Source organism: Kribbella sp. NPDC003505, from assembly GCF_040610875.1.
In the GTDB taxonomy this organism is placed as follows: Bacteria; Actinomycetota; Actinomycetes; order Propionibacteriales; family Kribbellaceae; genus Kribbella.
In genome coordinates this window covers 108,340-122,964 of sequence record NZ_JBEXNA010000003.1, presented here as the reverse complement: position 1 = coordinate 122,964, position 14,625 = coordinate 108,340, and the positions used below count along the sequence as shown (strand labels likewise).

General features: G+C 70.1%; 17 protein-coding genes. 5 read left to right on the top strand and 12 right to left on the bottom strand.

Features of this window, described 5'->3' with window-relative positions; translation table 11 throughout:
• The first annotated feature begins 7 nt into the window (after window positions 1-7).
• A complete protein-coding gene (locus ABZX12_RS09630) occupies window positions 8-1,006 on the top strand; it encodes a rhamnogalacturonan acetylesterase (RefSeq protein ID WP_355691526.1) in 999 nt (332 codons plus the stop codon).
• Window positions 1,007-1,075: 69 nt separating this feature from the next.
• Window positions 1,076-1,870 (top strand): hypothetical protein, encoded by a 795-nt coding sequence (locus ABZX12_RS09625; protein WP_355691524.1) that lies wholly within the window; start codon window positions 1,076-1,078, stop codon window positions 1,868-1,870.
• 99 nt (window positions 1,871-1,969) lie between these two features.
• Here ABZX12_RS09625 and ABZX12_RS09620 read toward each other — a convergent pair whose 3' ends face one another.
• The 6 genes from ABZX12_RS09620 to ABZX12_RS09595 all read right to left on the bottom strand — a co-directional run bounded on the left by ABZX12_RS09620 (window position 1,970) and on the right by ABZX12_RS09595 (window position 6,699).
• Window positions 1,970-2,731 (bottom strand): YebC/PmpR family DNA-binding transcriptional regulator, encoded by a 762-nt coding sequence (locus ABZX12_RS09620; RefSeq protein ID WP_355691522.1) that lies wholly within the window; start codon window positions 2,729-2,731, stop codon window positions 1,970-1,972.
• A gap of 43 nt (window positions 2,732-2,774) precedes the next feature.
• Window positions 2,775-3,386, bottom strand: a complete 612-nt coding sequence (gene pdxT, locus ABZX12_RS09615; RefSeq protein WP_355691521.1) for a pyridoxal 5'-phosphate synthase glutaminase subunit PdxT — start codon at window positions 3,384-3,386, stop codon at window positions 2,775-2,777.
• Complete coding sequence (locus ABZX12_RS09610; RefSeq protein ID WP_355691519.1) at window positions 3,383-3,823, bottom strand: hypothetical protein; 441 nt, start codon at window positions 3,821-3,823, stop codon at window positions 3,383-3,385. The genes pdxT and ABZX12_RS09610 overlap by 4 nt, the downstream gene beginning before the upstream one ends.
• Window positions 3,820-4,386 carry a hypothetical protein gene (locus ABZX12_RS09605; protein ID WP_355691515.1) on the bottom strand — a complete coding sequence of 189 codons (567 nt, stop codon included), beginning with the start codon at window positions 4,384-4,386 and terminating at the stop codon, window positions 3,820-3,822. The genes ABZX12_RS09610 and ABZX12_RS09605 overlap by 4 nt, the downstream gene beginning before the upstream one ends.
• A complete protein-coding gene (pdxS, locus tag ABZX12_RS09600) occupies window positions 4,383-5,273 on the bottom strand; it encodes a pyridoxal 5'-phosphate synthase lyase subunit PdxS (protein WP_355691513.1) in 891 nt (296 codons plus the stop codon). The genes ABZX12_RS09605 and pdxS overlap by 4 nt, the downstream gene beginning before the upstream one ends.
• A 73-nt stretch (window positions 5,274-5,346) precedes the next feature.
• Window positions 5,347-6,699, bottom strand: a complete 1,353-nt coding sequence (locus ABZX12_RS09595; protein WP_355691512.1) for a PLP-dependent aminotransferase family protein — start codon at window positions 6,697-6,699, stop codon at window positions 5,347-5,349.
• Between the two features lie 136 nt (window positions 6,700-6,835).
• Here ABZX12_RS09595 and ABZX12_RS09590 point away from each other — a divergent pair, with 136 nt between their 5' ends.
• The gene (locus ABZX12_RS09590) at window positions 6,836-8,491 is read left to right on the top strand and encodes a bifunctional 3'-5' exonuclease/DNA polymerase (protein WP_355691511.1); all 1,656 of its coding nucleotides are present in this window, start codon (window positions 6,836-6,838) and stop codon (window positions 8,489-8,491) included.
• Between the two features lie 32 nt (window positions 8,492-8,523).
• On the opposite strand, the gene ABZX12_RS09585 is transcribed toward ABZX12_RS09590, so the two are convergent.
• Genes ABZX12_RS09585 through ABZX12_RS09570 form a run of 4 tightly spaced genes read right to left on the bottom strand, consistent with a single transcriptional unit; the run spans window position 8,524 to window position 10,745 of the window.
• A complete protein-coding gene (locus tag ABZX12_RS09585) occupies window positions 8,524-8,802 on the bottom strand; it encodes a hypothetical protein (RefSeq protein ID WP_355691509.1) in 279 nt (92 codons plus the stop codon).
• A 25-nt stretch (window positions 8,803-8,827) separates the two neighbouring features.
• On the bottom strand, window positions 8,828-9,304 hold the full coding sequence (locus ABZX12_RS09580; RefSeq protein ID WP_355691507.1) for a DUF4265 domain-containing protein: 477 nt from the start codon (window positions 9,302-9,304) through the stop codon (window positions 8,828-8,830).
• Window positions 9,301-10,236, bottom strand: a complete 936-nt coding sequence (locus ABZX12_RS09575) for an RNA polymerase subunit sigma-70 (protein WP_355691505.1) — start codon at window positions 10,234-10,236, stop codon at window positions 9,301-9,303. Before ABZX12_RS09575 ends, ABZX12_RS09580 begins: the two co-directional genes overlap by 4 nt.
• Window positions 10,233-10,745: a hypothetical protein gene (locus ABZX12_RS09570; protein WP_355691503.1), complete on the bottom strand. Its 513-nt coding sequence runs from the start codon at window positions 10,743-10,745 to the stop codon at window positions 10,233-10,235. Before ABZX12_RS09570 ends, ABZX12_RS09575 begins: the two co-directional genes overlap by 4 nt.
• Window positions 10,746-10,929: 184 nt before the next feature.
• Between ABZX12_RS09570 and ABZX12_RS09565 the strand changes: the two genes are divergently transcribed.
• Both ABZX12_RS09565 and ABZX12_RS09560 read left to right on the top strand, forming a co-directional pair.
• The gene (locus ABZX12_RS09565; RefSeq protein ID WP_355691502.1) at window positions 10,930-11,727 is read left to right on the top strand and encodes an S-methyl-5'-thioadenosine phosphorylase; all 798 of its coding nucleotides are present in this window, start codon (window positions 10,930-10,932) and stop codon (window positions 11,725-11,727) included.
• A complete protein-coding gene (locus tag ABZX12_RS09560) occupies window positions 11,724-12,749 on the top strand; it encodes an NAD-dependent epimerase/dehydratase family protein (RefSeq protein WP_355691500.1) in 1,026 nt (341 codons plus the stop codon). The genes ABZX12_RS09565 and ABZX12_RS09560 overlap by 4 nt, the downstream gene beginning before the upstream one ends.
• Here the strand turns inward: ABZX12_RS09560 and ABZX12_RS09555 are convergent.
• Window positions 12,729-13,895 (bottom strand): HAMP domain-containing sensor histidine kinase, encoded by a 1,167-nt coding sequence (locus ABZX12_RS09555; RefSeq protein ID WP_355691498.1) that lies wholly within the window; start codon window positions 13,893-13,895, stop codon window positions 12,729-12,731. The two genes, ABZX12_RS09560 and ABZX12_RS09555, sit on opposite strands and share 21 nt — an antisense overlap.
• Window positions 13,892-14,590: a response regulator transcription factor gene (locus ABZX12_RS09550; protein ID WP_355691496.1), complete on the bottom strand. Its 699-nt coding sequence runs from the start codon at window positions 14,588-14,590 to the stop codon at window positions 13,892-13,894. Before ABZX12_RS09550 ends, ABZX12_RS09555 begins: the two co-directional genes overlap by 4 nt.
• Window positions 14,591-14,625 lie beyond the last annotated feature (35 nt).

Genomic DNA, 14,625 nt, shown 5'->3' with positions numbered 1-14,625 from the left:
GGGTGCCATGGTGCGTTTACTCGCCGCGGGCGTCGTGCTGGCGCTCGGCGCACAACCGATGACGGCCGCGGCAGCGGTCCCGCCGGAGTGCACCGACTCAGCTCCGATGGTCTGTACGTACGACGTACCGCCCGGCGACTACGACGTGAAGGTGGTGTTCGGTCGCGAGCACGAGCCGGTCGACGTGGTTGCCGAGGCCCGGCGCCTGGTGGTGTCGGGGAGCTCCGAGCCGGTGCTGCGGTTCACGGTCAACGTGCGGGATCCGGAGGGGCAGCAGAACGGGTTCGGCGGGCCGGGCACGCCTGGCCTCACCCTGCGGGTCTCCGGGGCAGCTCCGGTGAACGTGGTCGTGACCCGGGCACCGGTCAGCACCCGGCGGGTGTTCCTGGCCGGCGACTCCACGGTCACCGACCAGGAGACAGCGCCGTACACGGGCTGGGGCCAACGGCTGCCCAGCTGGTTCGGGCAGGGTCTGTCGGTGGTCAACCACTCGGGGTCCGGTGAGAGCACGGTGTCCTTCCTCGCCGAGCCGGCGATGTGGGCGGCACTGCGACCGCAGCTCCGGCCGCGAGACGTCGTACTCGTGCAGTTCGGCCACAACGACAAGCAGACGACCGCCGAGCAGTACCGGGCCAACCTGACCGAGATCGTCGCCGGCATCCGCTCGGCCGGCGCGACACCGGTGCTGGTGACGCCGATCGTGCGGCGGTGGTTCACCGGGACGAAGCTCAACTCGACCGGCCTGATCGTCAACGGTCTGGGCGTCGACCTGCCGGCCGAGATGCGCTCGGTCGCGGCGGCCCAGCAGGTCGGCCTCATCGACCTCACCGCCCGGACACAGGCCGTCGTCGAAGCCCTCGGCCCTGAGGACGCCAAGGCGCTGTACCTGACCCGGGAGAAGCGCGACGACACCCACACGTCGGACTCCGGCGCCACTGTCTACGCCGGGCTGGTCGCGGACGAGCTCGCCCGGCTGGAGCTGGTGGAGGACCGCTTCTGGAACTGATCGCAACTTTTCGCCCCCTCCCGGCATCTCCCTGAATATCTGCACGGGGAGTGCGGGAGGGGGAGCAAGATGGTGACACGTCGTACGACGGCCGGCGCGATGGTGGGCGTCCTGGTCGTCCTTCTCGCTGGTTGCAAGGGATCCGACCCGGCAACCAGCGACGCATTGGGAGCCACGCCGACGCCCACACCGGCGGCAACGTCGGCCGCGCCGTCCTCGAAGGCGCCGCCGACGACACCGGCCGGTACGCCGACGAGCGACATCGCCGGACTGTCCGCGAGCAAGATCCTGGACAAGACGCAGGCCGCCGCGAAGGCCGCGACCAGCGTGCGCATGAAGGGGGCACTGTCCGACGGCGGGGACCGGATCGTGCTGGACATCCGGCTTGCGAAGACCGGCGGTCAGGGCACGATGAGTATCAACGGGGCGCCGTTCTCGCTGATCGTGCTCGGCAAGACGGCCTACCTGAAGATCAGCGACAAGTTCTGGCGCGCGCAGACCGAGTCGAAGGCCGACGCGGACGCCGTCATCGCCCTGGTCGGCGGACGCTGGATCAAGACGTCACTGACCGACAAGGACCTCGGCGATCTCGCCGCGTTCGCCAGCAAGCCGAAATTCTTCGACACGCTGTTCGAGCCGACCGGCACGCTTCGCAAGACCGCACCTCGGACGATCGGCGCTGTCACCGCGATCGGACTGCGCGACACCGACGGCACCCTCTGGGTCGACACCGCCACCGGACGCCCGGTCCGGCTGGAGTCGTCGAGCAAGGACGCGCTGACGTTCAGCGAGTACGACCAGGTCACCGCACCGAAGGCCCCGCCGGCCGCTCAGGTGATCGACGGCAAGGCCCTCGGGATGTGAGGGTCAGGCGTTGGCGGCTTCCATGATCTCGTCGGAGACGTCTGCCTCGTCGGAGACGAAGTCAAGTACTGCGCGAAGCGCGAACTTCGACGTGCGTGATCAGCCGACGTTTTCCATGATCTCGTCCGAGACGTCGAAGTTCGCGTAGACGTTCTGGACGTCGTCGCTGTCCTCGAGGGCGTCGATCAGGCGGAAGATCTTGCCGGCGCCGTCGGCGTCCAGCTCGACCGTCATCGACGGGACGAACTGGACGTCGGCCGACTCGTAGTCGATACCGGCGTCCTGCAGCGCGGTCCGGGCCGGGACCAGGTCGGTCGCCTCGGTGACGACCTCCCAGGACTCGCCCAGGTCGTTGACCTCCTCGGCGCCGGCCTCGAGCACGGCCTCCATCACGTCGTCCTCGCTGAGCGACTTCCCGTCCTGGTCCTTGGCCAGCACGATCACGCCCTTGCGGTTGAACAGGTACGCGACCGAGTTCGGGTCGGCGAGCGAGCCGCCGTTGCGCGACATCGCCGTCCGGACGTCCGCGGCGGCCCGGTTCCGGTTGTCGGTCAGGCACTCGACCAGCATCGCCACGCCGTTCGGGCCGTAGCCCTCGTACATGATCGTCTGGTACTCCGCGCCGCCGGCCTCGGCACCGGAGCCGCGCTTGACCGCGCGGTCGATGTTGTCGTTCGGGACCGAGGACTTCTTCGCCTTCTGGATGGCGTCGTACAGGGTCGGGTTCCCGCCAGGGTCGCCACCGCCCATCCGGGCGGCCACCTCGATGTTCTTGATCAGCTTCGCGAAGAGCTTGCCGCGCTTCGCGTCGATGACGGCCTTCTTGTGCTTCGTGGTGGCCCACTTGGAGTGGCCTGACATGGCAAACCCAACCCTTCTACCGCTGCTACCGACTGCAGATGACTCAGAGGCCGCGGACCAACTCGGCGAAGTAGCCGTGCAGCCTGGCGTCCCCGGTCATCTCCGGATGGAACGACGTGGCCAGCAGCCGGTCGTGGCGAACCGCGACGATCCTACCCGCGGCGGGGCCCGTCCTCACTGTCGAGAGTACCTCCACGTCCCGCCCGACGCGCTCCACCCACGGTGCGCGGATGAATACCGCGTGGTACGGCGTGTCGAGCCATCCTCCCAACGACGGAAACTCCAGGTCGGCCTCGAACGAGTCCACCTGCCGTCCGAAGGCGTTCCGCCGGACCGTGACGTCGAGCCCGCCGAGCGTCTCCTGGCCCTCGATCCCGCCGGTGATCTCGTTCGCGAGCATGATCATCCCGGCGCAGGTGCCGAACACCGGCATCCCGTCCGCGATCCGCTTCTGCAGCGGCTCGAACAGCTCGAACGCCCGGGCCAGCTTGTCCATGGTGGTCGATTCGCCGCCCGGCAGCACCATCGCGTCGACCCGGGCGAGCTCCGCGGGCCGCCGTACCGCAATCGCCTCGACGCCGACCTGCTGCAGCATCGCGACGTGCTCCCGCACGTTCCCCTGCAGGGCGAACACACCGATCACAGGCCCGCTCATCGTGCTCCTCCTTCGGTCTCCACCCGGTCGACGCTCCCGGTCACCGTCGTGCTCGGGCCGCTCATCTTGCGTCCCTCCGCACCTGGCTGCCCGAGCCACAGGACCTGCTGAACCGTGGTCGTCCTTCCCGGCGGTACGGCGGCGACGGCCGCGTCCAGGTCGTCGTACTCGAGGGGTACGGCGACGCCCTGCCACGGCTGCAGGCGGTACCGAACCTGGTGCACCACATCGCCTGGGACCACGTCCGCGACCAGCGGGACCACCCCCTCGGGGAACGTGGCCAGAGTCGACACGTAGCCGTAGGTCTCCTCGGCGTACTTCACCGCGTCGTCGTAGTCGCCGAAGACCTTCACCGGCATGTACTTGTCCGGCATGGTCTCCCACTCGACGTGCTGCACCACCGAACCCGGCTGGACGAAGACCACCGGGCGGGTCATAGGTTCACTCTCCGTTGCCAGTTCAGCGTGACCTCGATCCGGCCTTCGTCGAACGTCGCCGGCAGGTCGTTGTGCCGGAGCAGCGCGAGCACGTCCTCGAGCAACGGCTCGCCGGGCGCGACGTTGGCAGTGTCCGGGTGCCAGAGCTTCAGCTCCAGCATCCCGAAGTCGACCGCGTGCCAGACGTCGGTGTCGGTGAAGAACACCAGCCCCTGCGGTTGCTCGGCGGACTCCAGCGCCTGCCGGGCCGCGTGGTGGTCCGACGTGTACCGGACCACGACCAGGCCGAGCGACTCCAGCTCGGCCAGTACGGCGTCCAGGCGGTCCGTGTCCGTCGTCGCCGGCCAGGCGGAGGCGTCCTCGTCGAGGTCCATCACCGCCTCACCGATCAGCAGCGGCACCAGCGCGGCCGCGTCCATCGACGGCGCGTCCTCCGACACCGCCTCGGTCAGCGCGGCCGTGATCGCGGCGTGGTCGGCGTACCCGGACCGGACCAGGACACGAGCCAGGCCGCGCAGCTCCCGGGCGGTCCGCTCGTCGACCGCCTGCAAGCCTTCCGTCACCAGCCGCGCTCGGCGAGACGGTGCGGCTGCGGGATCTCGTCGACGTTGATGCCGACCATCGCCTCACCCAGACCGCGCGAGACCTTGGCGATCACGTCGGGGTCGTCGTGGAAGGTGGTGGCCTTGACGATCGCCTCGGCACGCTGCGCCGGGTTGCCGGACTTGAAGATGCCGGAGCCGACGAACACGCCCTCGGCGCCGAGCTGCATCATCATCGCGGCGTCGGCCGGGGTGGCGATCCCGCCCGCGGTGAACAGCACGACCGGCAGCTTGCCGAGCGCGGCGACCTCCTTGACCAGCTCGTACGGCGCCTGCAACTCCTTCGCCGCGACGTACAGCTCGTCCTCGGGGAGGCTCTGCAGCTTGCGGATCTCCTGGCGGATCTGGCGCATGTGGGTGGTCGCGTTGGAGACGTCACCGGTGCCGGCCTCGCCCTTGGAGCGGATCATCGCCGCACCCTCGGTGATCCGGCGCAGCGCCTCGCCCAGGTTGGTCGCGCCGCAGACGAACGGCACGGTGAACTGCCACTTGTCGATGTGGTTGGCGTAGTCGGCCGGCGTGAGCACCTCGGACTCGTCGATGTAGTCGACACCGAGGCTCTGCAGCACCTGCGCCTCGACGAAGTGGCCGATCCGGGCCTTGGCCATCACCGGGATCGAGACGGCGTTGATGATGCCGTCGATCATGTCCGGGTCGCTCATCCGGGAGACGCCGCCCTGGGCGCGGATGTCGGCCGGGACCCGCTCCAGCGCCATCACCGCGACCGCACCGGCGTCCTCGGCGATCTTGGCCTGCTCGGCGGTCACGACGTCCATGATCACGCCGCCCTTGAGCATCTCGGCCATGCCGCGCTTCACCTTGGCGGTACCGGTCTGGTTCTCGGTCACTTCTTCCTCCTGATCGTGGGGCTCGCTGTCCAGGTTAGGAGGTACCGGGCACCGAACTTCAGTCCACCGTGGATCAAGTGGACTGAAGCGCCTCCCCCAACCGGGCCACCACGAGCCGGAGCGTGGCCGGCGGGGCGGTGAACGGGATCCGGATGTGCCGCCGGTCGGTGGCGTCCGGCGTGAACAGGTCGCCCGCGCCGAGCAGCAGCCCCTGCTCCCGGGCCGCCTCCAGGACGCGGCGGGCCCGCGTCTCGGTCAGCTCCAGCCACAGCGTCATACCGCCTGTCGGAGTGGGCCAGGCCACACCGTCGAGTGTCCGGAGTCCGGTCTCCAGCGCGTTCAGGTTGGCCCGCAGCCTGGTCCGCCGCCGTCCGATCACCTTGTCGAGCTTCGGCACGATGGCTCGGGCCAGCAGATCGTCCAGCGCGCTGGGCGAGGCCACGCTGAGCTGAGCCGCTGTGTTGATCCGCCGGCGCAACTGCTTGCCAGTCCGCACCCACCCGACCCGCAGCCCACCCCAGACCGTCTTGGAGAGCGAACCCACACTCACGGTCCTGGGGTATCGGCTCAGAGGCTCGGCCTGGTCCCCCGCCGCCAGCCACAACGGGCGCATGGTCTCGTCACTGATCAGCGCCGCGCCGTACCGGCGTGCGATCTCCACAACCGCCTGCCGCCGGTCCGCAGGCAGGCTGAGACCTGTGGGGTTGTGGTTGTCGGCCTGTAGATAGATGACCTTCGGCCGATGCCGTCGGCACAGGTGCGCGAGCTGATCGGTGTCCCAGACCCCGGCAGGCCAGCCGGCCACGTCCAGGCGGTGTTTTCGCAGCAAGTCAAAGGCAGCCGGATACGTCGGGGTCTCCGTGATCGCTACACCCGGTCCGAGGTCCAGTCCGGCCAGGGCGGCGTTCAGACCGGCTGCTGCGCCGACTGTAAGCGTCAACTGCTCCGGCTCGGTCGGGACACCCTCTGCGGTGAGACGCTCAGCCAGTGCGGTGCGGAGCTCCTGTGAGCCGCCCGGCGGTGGCCCGTCGCCTCCCATGGCCTGCGGCAGCCCGTCCTGGACGATCTGTGCCGCTGCTTCGGCCACGTCATGCGGCGCGGCCGTGGTGGCGAACCGCAAGTCCAGTACGGGCCTGTCCCCCGCTGTCACCGTCGACGCCGGCGCGACCGGGTCCAGCAGCCGGTCCAGCGGCCGTACAACTGTCCCGGAGCCGCGCTTGGTCTCCAGTACGCCGTCGCGGCGCAGGTTCTCCAGCGCGCGGACGACGGTCACTCGACTCACCTCGAGCCGCTCCGCCAGAACCCGCTCCGACGGCAACCGCGACCCGATCGACAGATCGCCGCGCTCGATCCGCCGCAGCACCAGTCCCTCGACCTGCTCGGTCTTGGTCCCGTCCGCCCCGTCCAGATCCCCGGCCCGCCACATAAGTCCAGTCTCCCACAACTGGCCTCATCGTCCGACTTTGAGCACCCGCCAACCAATCTCGCACGCCCGAAGTGGTCGGTGGAGGCTCAAGGTGCTGGCTGTGGAACTGTCGGTCGTGGGTGTGAGGATTCGGGGTGTGGATGAACGGTGGTTGATCGCTCCGGAGGAGGGCGGCGGGGCGATGCTCGTCGCGCTGCATCCGGACGGGCAGCCGGCTGGGGAGATCCTGCGTGAGCCGGATCTGGTCGCGTCCGTCGCCTCGCGGCCGCAGGTCACGCGGTGGGTGTGGCGTTCGTCGGCGGAGGTCTACCCGCGGCTGCTCGCCGCCGGTGTGCGGGTCGAGCGGTGCTACGACATCGAGAACTCGGAGGGTCTCCTGCTCGGCCACGAGGGGCGTCTCGGCGAGCCACGCTCCGCGGCCGCGGCCTGGGCGCGCCTCAGCGGTCGCCCGGTCCCGCCGGATCCGCCACTGCGCGCCGTCGTACCGGGTGAGCAGTCGTCGCTGTTCGAGATTGCCGTCGAGCCGGTGCCGTTCGAGGCGCTCCTGCGGGTGTACGCCGACCAGCTCCGGCGGCACGCCCTGGCCGAGCACCCCGACCGGATGCGGTTGCTCACGGCATCGGAGTCGTCGGCGATGCTGGTCGCCGCCGAGATGGATCTGGCCGGGCTGCCGTGGAGCGCGGACGCGCATCGGGAGGTGCTGAGCGAGCTGCTCGGCGAGCGGTTCGCCGGTTCGGGCGAGCCGCGTCGGCTGACCGAGCTCGCCGACGAGATCTCCGCGGCGTTCGGGCACCGGGTGCGGCCCGAACTGCCGGCCGACGTACTGAAGGCGTTCAAGCAGGCCGGGTACCAGGTGAAGTCGACGCGGAAGTGGGAGCTCGAGCACCTTGACCATCCGGCGGTCGCGCCGCTGCTGGAGTACAAGAAGCTCTACCGGATCTACACGGCGAACGGATGGACCTGGCTGAACGACTGGGTGCACGACGGGCGGTTCCGGCCCGGGTTCCTGCCCGGCGGCACGGTTTCGGGTCGTTGGGTGACCAACGGCGGCGGCGGGCTGCAGATCCCGAAGGTGATCCGCCGCGCGGTGGTCGCCGACCCCGGGTGGCGGCTCGTCGTGGCCGACGCGTCCCAGCTGGAGCCGCGGGTGCTCGCCGCCATCTCCCGCGACCGGGCCCTGATGGAGGTCGCCGCGGACCCCGGGGACCTTTACAAGGCCGTGTCGGACCAGGCGTTCTCCGGCGACCGCGCGCAGGCGAAGATCGCCGTGCTGGGCGCGATCTACGGGCAGACGTCGGGCGACGGCCTGAAGAATCTCGCCATGCTGCGCAAACGGTTCCCGCAGGCGGTGGCATACGTCGACGACGCGGCGCGCGCGGGTGAGGAGGGGCGGCTCGTACGGACGTACCTGGGGCGCACCTGCCCGCCGAGCGGTCATCCTCTCGACGAGGCCATGCTGGAAGGACCGTCCGCCGAGATTCCCACCACCGATCCACGGCACGCCCGCGCCCGCGGTCGCTTCACCCGAAACTTCGTAGTCCAAGGCAGCGCCGCCGACTGGGCCCTGCTGCTCCTCGCCGCCCTCCGTCAGTCGCTGGTGCCGCTGAAGGCCGAGCTCGTCTTCTTCCAGCACGACGAGGTCATCGTCCACTGCCCCGCCGAAGAAGCCGACCAGGTCACCACCGCCATCCAGAACGCCAGCGACCTCGCCGGCACCCTCACCTTCGGCCCCACCCCCACCAACTTCGCCTTCACCACCGCCACCGTCGAGACCTACGCCGACGCGAAGTAGTCGCTGTTGCGCGGCGGAACGAAGGCGCTGGGTCAAGGACGGCCGGCCCGAACCATGGCTGCCAATGCGAGCGCCGCCAGACGCATCACCTCAGGCCAACGAGGGTCCGCCACGAATACGTCTGCATGAACGTCGCCATGGTCGTCGAGCAATGCGTCCAGCACGTTCCCGAACCTCACCAGCCGAACCAGCTCGTCTCCCGGAAGAAGCACCGACCCCACCGACGCCGGCGGGTCAGGCAGCACGGCCGCATCGTCGTACAACACATGCACGTGGTAGTCGAAGTCGTCGTACTGGCCAACACGTCCCACCTCATCCGTGGGAACTCGACCTCGCTCACCGGACGGCGAACGGTTCGACGTCTGCCCACTCCCAGTGCAAGTTGCCGTCCGCCTCGCAGGCTTCCATGCAGTCGAGCAGGGCCGACGGCTCCACCCGCGGTGGGACATCGATCGCCACGTGCCGGTCGCCGCTCCATTCGGAGCGTAGGCCCGCCTCGGTGATGTGTCGCCGGAGTTCGGGAGCGGTCGTCGCCAGGGCCGGTTCGACGACCAGAGCGCGCAGCACGCGGCGGCCGGATCCGGCGAGCACCTCGGCGACCATGGAGTCGTGCGGTGTGAGACGTACGGTGTCGCCGAGCGCGACGCCGTACGCGCGAAAAGGAATGCAGCACAGGGCGGCTGTGTTGTCGGCTGTTCGCCGGAGCCACACCTGCTCGACCTGGTCCTCGAAGCCGAACGGTGCCAGTGCGATCCAGGCAATGTAGTTGCTGTCGGCACGTAGCGCCGGCTCGTCGTGGACGATGACCTTCATCGCAGTTTCTCCGGGAGGCCGAAGCGGGCGTGGTTCGTGGTTTCGAAGGCGGTGATTTCGGCGATTCGGGCGGATTCTATGCGGAAGACGTCCAGGGCGAAGAGGTGGTTCTCCAGGTAGGCGGCGAGGCTGGGTTGGTGGTTGATGGTGGTGGGGACGAAGCGCCAGTGGCCGCGGTACGCCGGAGTGAGGTTGGGGGTCAGGGAGCGGATCGCGTCGTCGATGCCTGAGAACCAGAACGGGTACGGCGGCATGGTGATGCGGATGTCCTCGTGCATCAGGGCGGCGAGCGCGGCAGGGTCGGCGTTGTCCCAGGCGGTCAGGTAACGCTGCAGGAGTTTGCGTTCATCCTCGGACGAGTCGTGGGCCGACCACTCCGAGCGGTGCGACGGGAGGTGTTCGCGCAGTACCGGGCGCGCGCGTTGGAGGGCTGAATTGACCGCTGCCACGGACAGCGAGACCGCGGCGGCGGTTTCGCGTGCGGTCCAGCCGAGGACGTCGCGGAAGATCAGTACGGCGCGCTGCCGCGCGGGCAGGTGCTGGATCGCGATCAGGAACGCCAGCTCGATCGTCTCCCGGCGGATCGCGACCGCGTCCGGCTCCTCGGACCGGTCGAGCAGTACGTCGGGGAACGGCTGCAGCCACGGCAGGTCGTCCCGCGCCGGCAACGCCGTCGCGGGGAACGAGGCCGGCTCCAACTGGTACGGCAACACCCGCCGCGGACGCCGTACGTCGATGCACGCGTTCGTCGCGATCCGGTACAGCCAGGCCCGCACCGACGACCGCCCCTCGAACTCCTCGCGCGCCCGCCACGCCCGCAAGAACGTCTCCTGCACCAGATCCTCGGCCTCGTCGTACGACCCGAGCATCCGGTAACAGTGCACCCGCAACTCGTGCCGGTAGCGCTCGAGGTCCTCTTCGAAGCTGCTCATCGCCCGTCCTCGAGTTCGATCGTGGTCGGCATCGGGGCGCGGCCCGCGAGCCGGAACCAGGTGACGAGGCGGCGGCGACGCAGTTCGCGGGCCGACACGACGACGTCGTTGTGGAAGCGGCGGGCCAGTTGGACGCGGCGCACGGCCAGCGCCAGCTCGCCCGCCCACGGTTCGACCTCGGTGCCGGTGGCATGGATCGCGCGGGTGAGGGCGGACTCGGCCTGTTCGCGGACCTCGAGTGACTCCAGCGAGGCGGCGCGGGCGCGGTGCGCGGCGTCGAGGAGGAGCAGCGCGGAGGCCGGGTCGAGGATGTCGCTGCCGGCCAGCTCCGCGACCAGGGCGGACCGTCGCGCCAGCTCGGTCTCCAGTGCGGCACGGGCCAGCTCCACCCGCCGGTGCAGCCGGTCGAGCCGCCCCGCGGTCCAGCTCGCGTAGGCACCCAACAACAACAGCACCACCCCCACCGCGAGCATCAGCCACGAGAACTCCACAAGCCCAGCCAACCCCACAGCCAGGCTCCTCACCAACCCACCCCGCCCCGCGAGCAACCAGGCGCGTGGCCACTTTGTGCACCGCATCCGCGCCGACGGCTCGCCGGAGTGCGGAACTGGTGCACAAAGTGGGGATTACGGGGTGCTGACGGTCGGGCTCGGTTGGGTAGCTGGGGCCGGTGGTGGCGTTAGCGTCGGCGGCATGGCTGATGTTGGTGTGATCGGTGGGTCGGGGTTCTACTCGTTCCTTTCGGGTGCGGAGACGGTCGAGATCGACACCCCGTACGGCGCTCCGAGCGAGCCGCCGGTGGTCGGCGACCTCGACGGGCGGGAGGTCGCGTTCATCCCGCGGCACGGAGCCGATCACCGGTTCCCGCCGCACCGCGTCAACTACCGCGCGAACCTGTGGGCGCTGCGCGAACTCGGCGTCCGCCAGGTCCTCGGCCCGTGCGCGGTCGGCTCGCTCAGACCTGAGCTGACGCCCGGCACGTTCGTGGTCCCCGACCAGTACGTCGACCGGACGTGGGGCCGGGAGCACACCGTGTTCGACGAGGCGCCGGTGGTGCACACCTCGGCCGCCGACCCGTACTGCCCGGTCGGCCGCGCCGCGGTCATTGCCGCTGGCAACGTCGTGCCCGACGGCACGATGGTCGTCATCAACGGGCCGCGGTTCTCGACCCGCGCCGAGTCGCGGTGGCACGCCGCACAGGGCTGGTCCGTCGTCGGCATGACGGGTGCCCCGGAGGCAGCGATCGCCCGCGAACTCGCCCTCTGCTACACCTCGATCGCCGTCGTCACCGACCACGACGCCGGCGTGGAGACCGGCACGGGCGTGACCCAGGCGGAGGTCTTCGAGGCGTTCAAGCTCAGCATCGAGCGCCTGCAGGCACTGCTCAGAGACGTGATCCGCGAACTCCCGAAGCCGGACGCGGACTGCGTCTGCCGCCACTCCCTCGACGGTACCGCGGCAGCACCGGCCGCCGACGAGGTGGGGCGATGAAGGTCCTCCTGACCGGCGGCGCCGGATTCATCGGGCAGCACGTCCACGACCAGCTTCTCGCCGAGGGCCACGAGGTCACCGTCCTCGACTCGTTCCGTCCGGATGTCCATGCCCATCGCCCGGAGCCGCGGCCCGGCCTGATCGTCGGCGACATCCGCGACGCGGACACCGTGGCCGAGGCAGTGCACGGCATCGACACCGTCATCCACCTGGCCGCGAAGGTCGGGCTCGGCGTACACCTCGACGACATCGACGACTACGTCTCCTCCAACAGCCTCGGTACGGCGGTACTGCTGAAGTCCCTCGGCACCGTCCGCAACTTCGTCTACGCGAGCTCGATGGTCGTGTACGGCGAGGGCCGCTACGACTGCGACGAGCACGGACAGGTCGCCCCGGGCCATCGGCGTACCGAAGACCTGGACGCCGGCCGCTTCGAACCGCCCTGCCCGCTGTGCGGAGCGCCGCTCCGCCCGGGGCTCGTCACCGAGGACGCCGTACCGGATCCGCGGAACGCCTACGCGGCCAGCAAGCTCAACGGCGAACATCTCGCCGCCACCTGGGCCCGCGAGACCGGCGGCCGGGTCACCGCACTGCGCTTCCACAACGTGTACGGACCCGGCATGCCGCGGAACACGCCGTACGCCGGGGTCGCCGCGATCTTCCGGTCGATGCTCGAACGGGGCGAGACGCCGCGCGTCTTCGAGGACGGCGGTCAGCGCCGCGACTTCGTCCACGTTCGCGACGTCGCGGCCGCGGTGACACGGTCGGCCGCCGCACTCCCCCAGCAGCCCGCGTTCCGCGCGTACAACGTCGGCACCGGCACCGTCACCACCATCGGTGAGGTCGCGACCGAGCTGGCGCGCGCGTACGGCGGGCCGGCGCCGATCGTCACCGGCGAGTACCGCCTCGGCGACGTCCGGCACATCACCGCCTCGTCCGACCGGCTGAAGGACGAGCTGGGCTGGAAGCCGGCGTACGACCTGCAGACCGGTCTGGAGGACCTACTCCGCTCGGCCGGTTAGCACCGGCACCGGCGGCAGGTCGATCCGGAACGCGCAGCCGCCGTCGACATTGCTGACGGCAATCTTTCCGTCGTGGGACTCGACCACGCCACGCGCGATCGCCAGTCCGAGTCCGCCGCCGCCCGACCGGCCGTCGACGGACTCGGGCGTGCGCTGCTCGTCGCCGCGCCAGCCGACGTCGAAGACCCGGTCCAGGTCGTCGTCCGGGATCCCGCCGCAGCCGTCGGTCACCGCGAGCCGGACCCGTCCATCGGTCTCCCGGTCCACCGTCAGCGTCACGGTCCCGCCCGGCGCGGTGTGCCGGATCGCGTTGCCGACCAGGTTGGTGACCGCGCGCGTCAACTCGTCGGGATCGCCTTGCACAGCGAGCCGATCGTCGTCGGCCGGCGTCGCCACCGTCAGCTGGACGCCTTCGGCCCGGGCATGCTCGTTGTTCTCGCCCGCGACATCCTCCGCCAGCTCCCGCAGGCTGACCGCGGACCGCCGGCGCGGCGGCGGAGCGGCCGACAACCGGGACAGCTCGAACAGGTCGTCCACCAGCCCGGTCATCCGGTCGACCGTCGCCCGCATCTGCCGCAGCGCCCCTGGTACGTCGTCGATGACGCCGTCCTCGAGACCTTCGGACACCGCCCGCAACCCGGCCAGCGGCGTTCGCAGATCGTGCGACATGAACGCGACCAGTTCCCGCCGGCTGGTCTCCAGCGCCCGCTCCCGCTGATGCGACGCCGCCAGCTTCTTCCTGGTCATCTCCAGCTCGTCGGTCAACGCGGACAGCTCGGCCGGCACCGCCCCGCCGGCGGCTTCGGTCGGCTCGTACGACGTACCGAGATGCCGCAACCGCCGCCCGACGTCCCGCGACCCGACGCTGATCCAGTGCCCGAGCAGCACCGACATCGCCAGCCCGAGCAGCGCCGCGAACGCGAGCGTCCACAACACCACCCACGAGTCGTGCTCGGAGATGAACATCGCGCGCACGCTCTGCAGCACCGCGGCCAGCGCGCCGGCCATCGGGGCCAGCGCCGCCACGATCATCGTGATCCGCAACGACCGCCGCCGGAAACGCCACAACACGGCCGCCCCGACCGCAGCCACCACCAGAGTCCACAAAGTGGTCAGCGCCAGGATGGTCGCCATGTCCCTGTTCACTCGGCATCCCCCGCGAAGAGGTAGCCGGTGCGCGGGACGGTGAGCACGAGCTTCGGGTCGGACGGGTCGGTCTCGATCTTCTCCCGCAACCGCCGGACGTGCACGGTGACGGTGGACGAGTCGCCGAAGTCCCACCCCCAGACGCGGCGCAGCAGCTCGGCCTTCGTGTACGCCTTGCCGGCATGAGACACGAGATACGCCAGCAGGTCGAACTCGCGATGCGTCAGCGACAGCTCGGTCCCGTCGAGATACGCCCTCCGCGCCGCGGTGTCGACGAGCACCGGCCCAGCGCTCAACTTCGTCGGCGTCAGATCGAGCCCGGCCAGCCGCTCCTCGCGCCGTACCATCGCCTGCACCCGCAGCGTGAGCTCCCGCGGGCTGAACGGCTTGACCACGTAGTCGTCGGCGCCGACCTCGAGCCCGACCAGCCGGTCCTCCTCCTCGCCGCGCGCGGACAGCATGATCACCGCCGCGCCGTCGTCGGCCGCGCGCATCCGGCGCAGCACGTCGAGCCCGGACAGCCCGGGAAGCATCACGTCCAGGACGACGACGGACGGCTTCCACTGCTGCCAGACCTCGACCGCGGACGCGCCGTCCGCGACCACGCGGGCGTCGTACCCGGCCTTCGTCAGATAGGCCGAGACGACGTTCGACACGGTCGGGTCGTCGTCCACCACAAGCACACGAGTAGCCACGCTCCGAGCGTAGATCCTCCGCTCGTCCAGCCGCC

Bases quoted from the DNA above. Each gene is read 5' to 3' on its own strand.
- pdxT (WP_355691521.1), bottom strand. From the start codon at position 3,386: ATGAGCGGGCCTGTGATCGGTGTGTTCGCCCTGCAGGGGAACGTGCGG.
- ABZX12_RS09580 (WP_355691507.1), bottom strand. From the start codon at position 9,304: ATGAAGGTCATCGTCCACGACGAGCCGGCGCTACGTGCCGACAGCAAC.
- ABZX12_RS09565 (WP_355691502.1), top strand. From the start codon at position 10,930: ATGGCTGATGTTGGTGTGATCGGTGGGTCGGGGTTCTACTCGTTCCTT.
- ABZX12_RS09620 (WP_355691522.1), bottom strand. From the start codon at position 2,731: ATGTCAGGCCACTCCAAGTGGGCCACCACGAAGCACAAGAAGGCCGTC.
- ABZX12_RS09630 (WP_355691526.1), top strand. From the start codon at position 8: ATGGTGCGTTTACTCGCCGCGGGCGTCGTGCTGGCGCTCGGCGCACAA.
- ABZX12_RS09595 (WP_355691512.1), bottom strand. From the start codon at position 6,699: ATGTGGCGGGCCGGGGATCTGGACGGGGCGGACGGGACCAAGACCGAG.
- ABZX12_RS09610 (WP_355691519.1), bottom strand. From the start codon at position 3,823: ATGACCCGCCCGGTGGTCTTCGTCCAGCCGGGTTCGGTGGTGCAGCAC.
- ABZX12_RS09625 (WP_355691524.1), top strand. From the start codon at position 1,076: ATGGTGACACGTCGTACGACGGCCGGCGCGATGGTGGGCGTCCTGGTC.
- ABZX12_RS09575 (WP_355691505.1), bottom strand. From the start codon at position 10,236: ATGAGCAGCTTCGAAGAGGACCTCGAGCGCTACCGGCACGAGTTGCGG.
- ABZX12_RS09560 (WP_355691500.1), top strand. From the start codon at position 11,724: ATGAAGGTCCTCCTGACCGGCGGCGCCGGATTCATCGGGCAGCACGTC.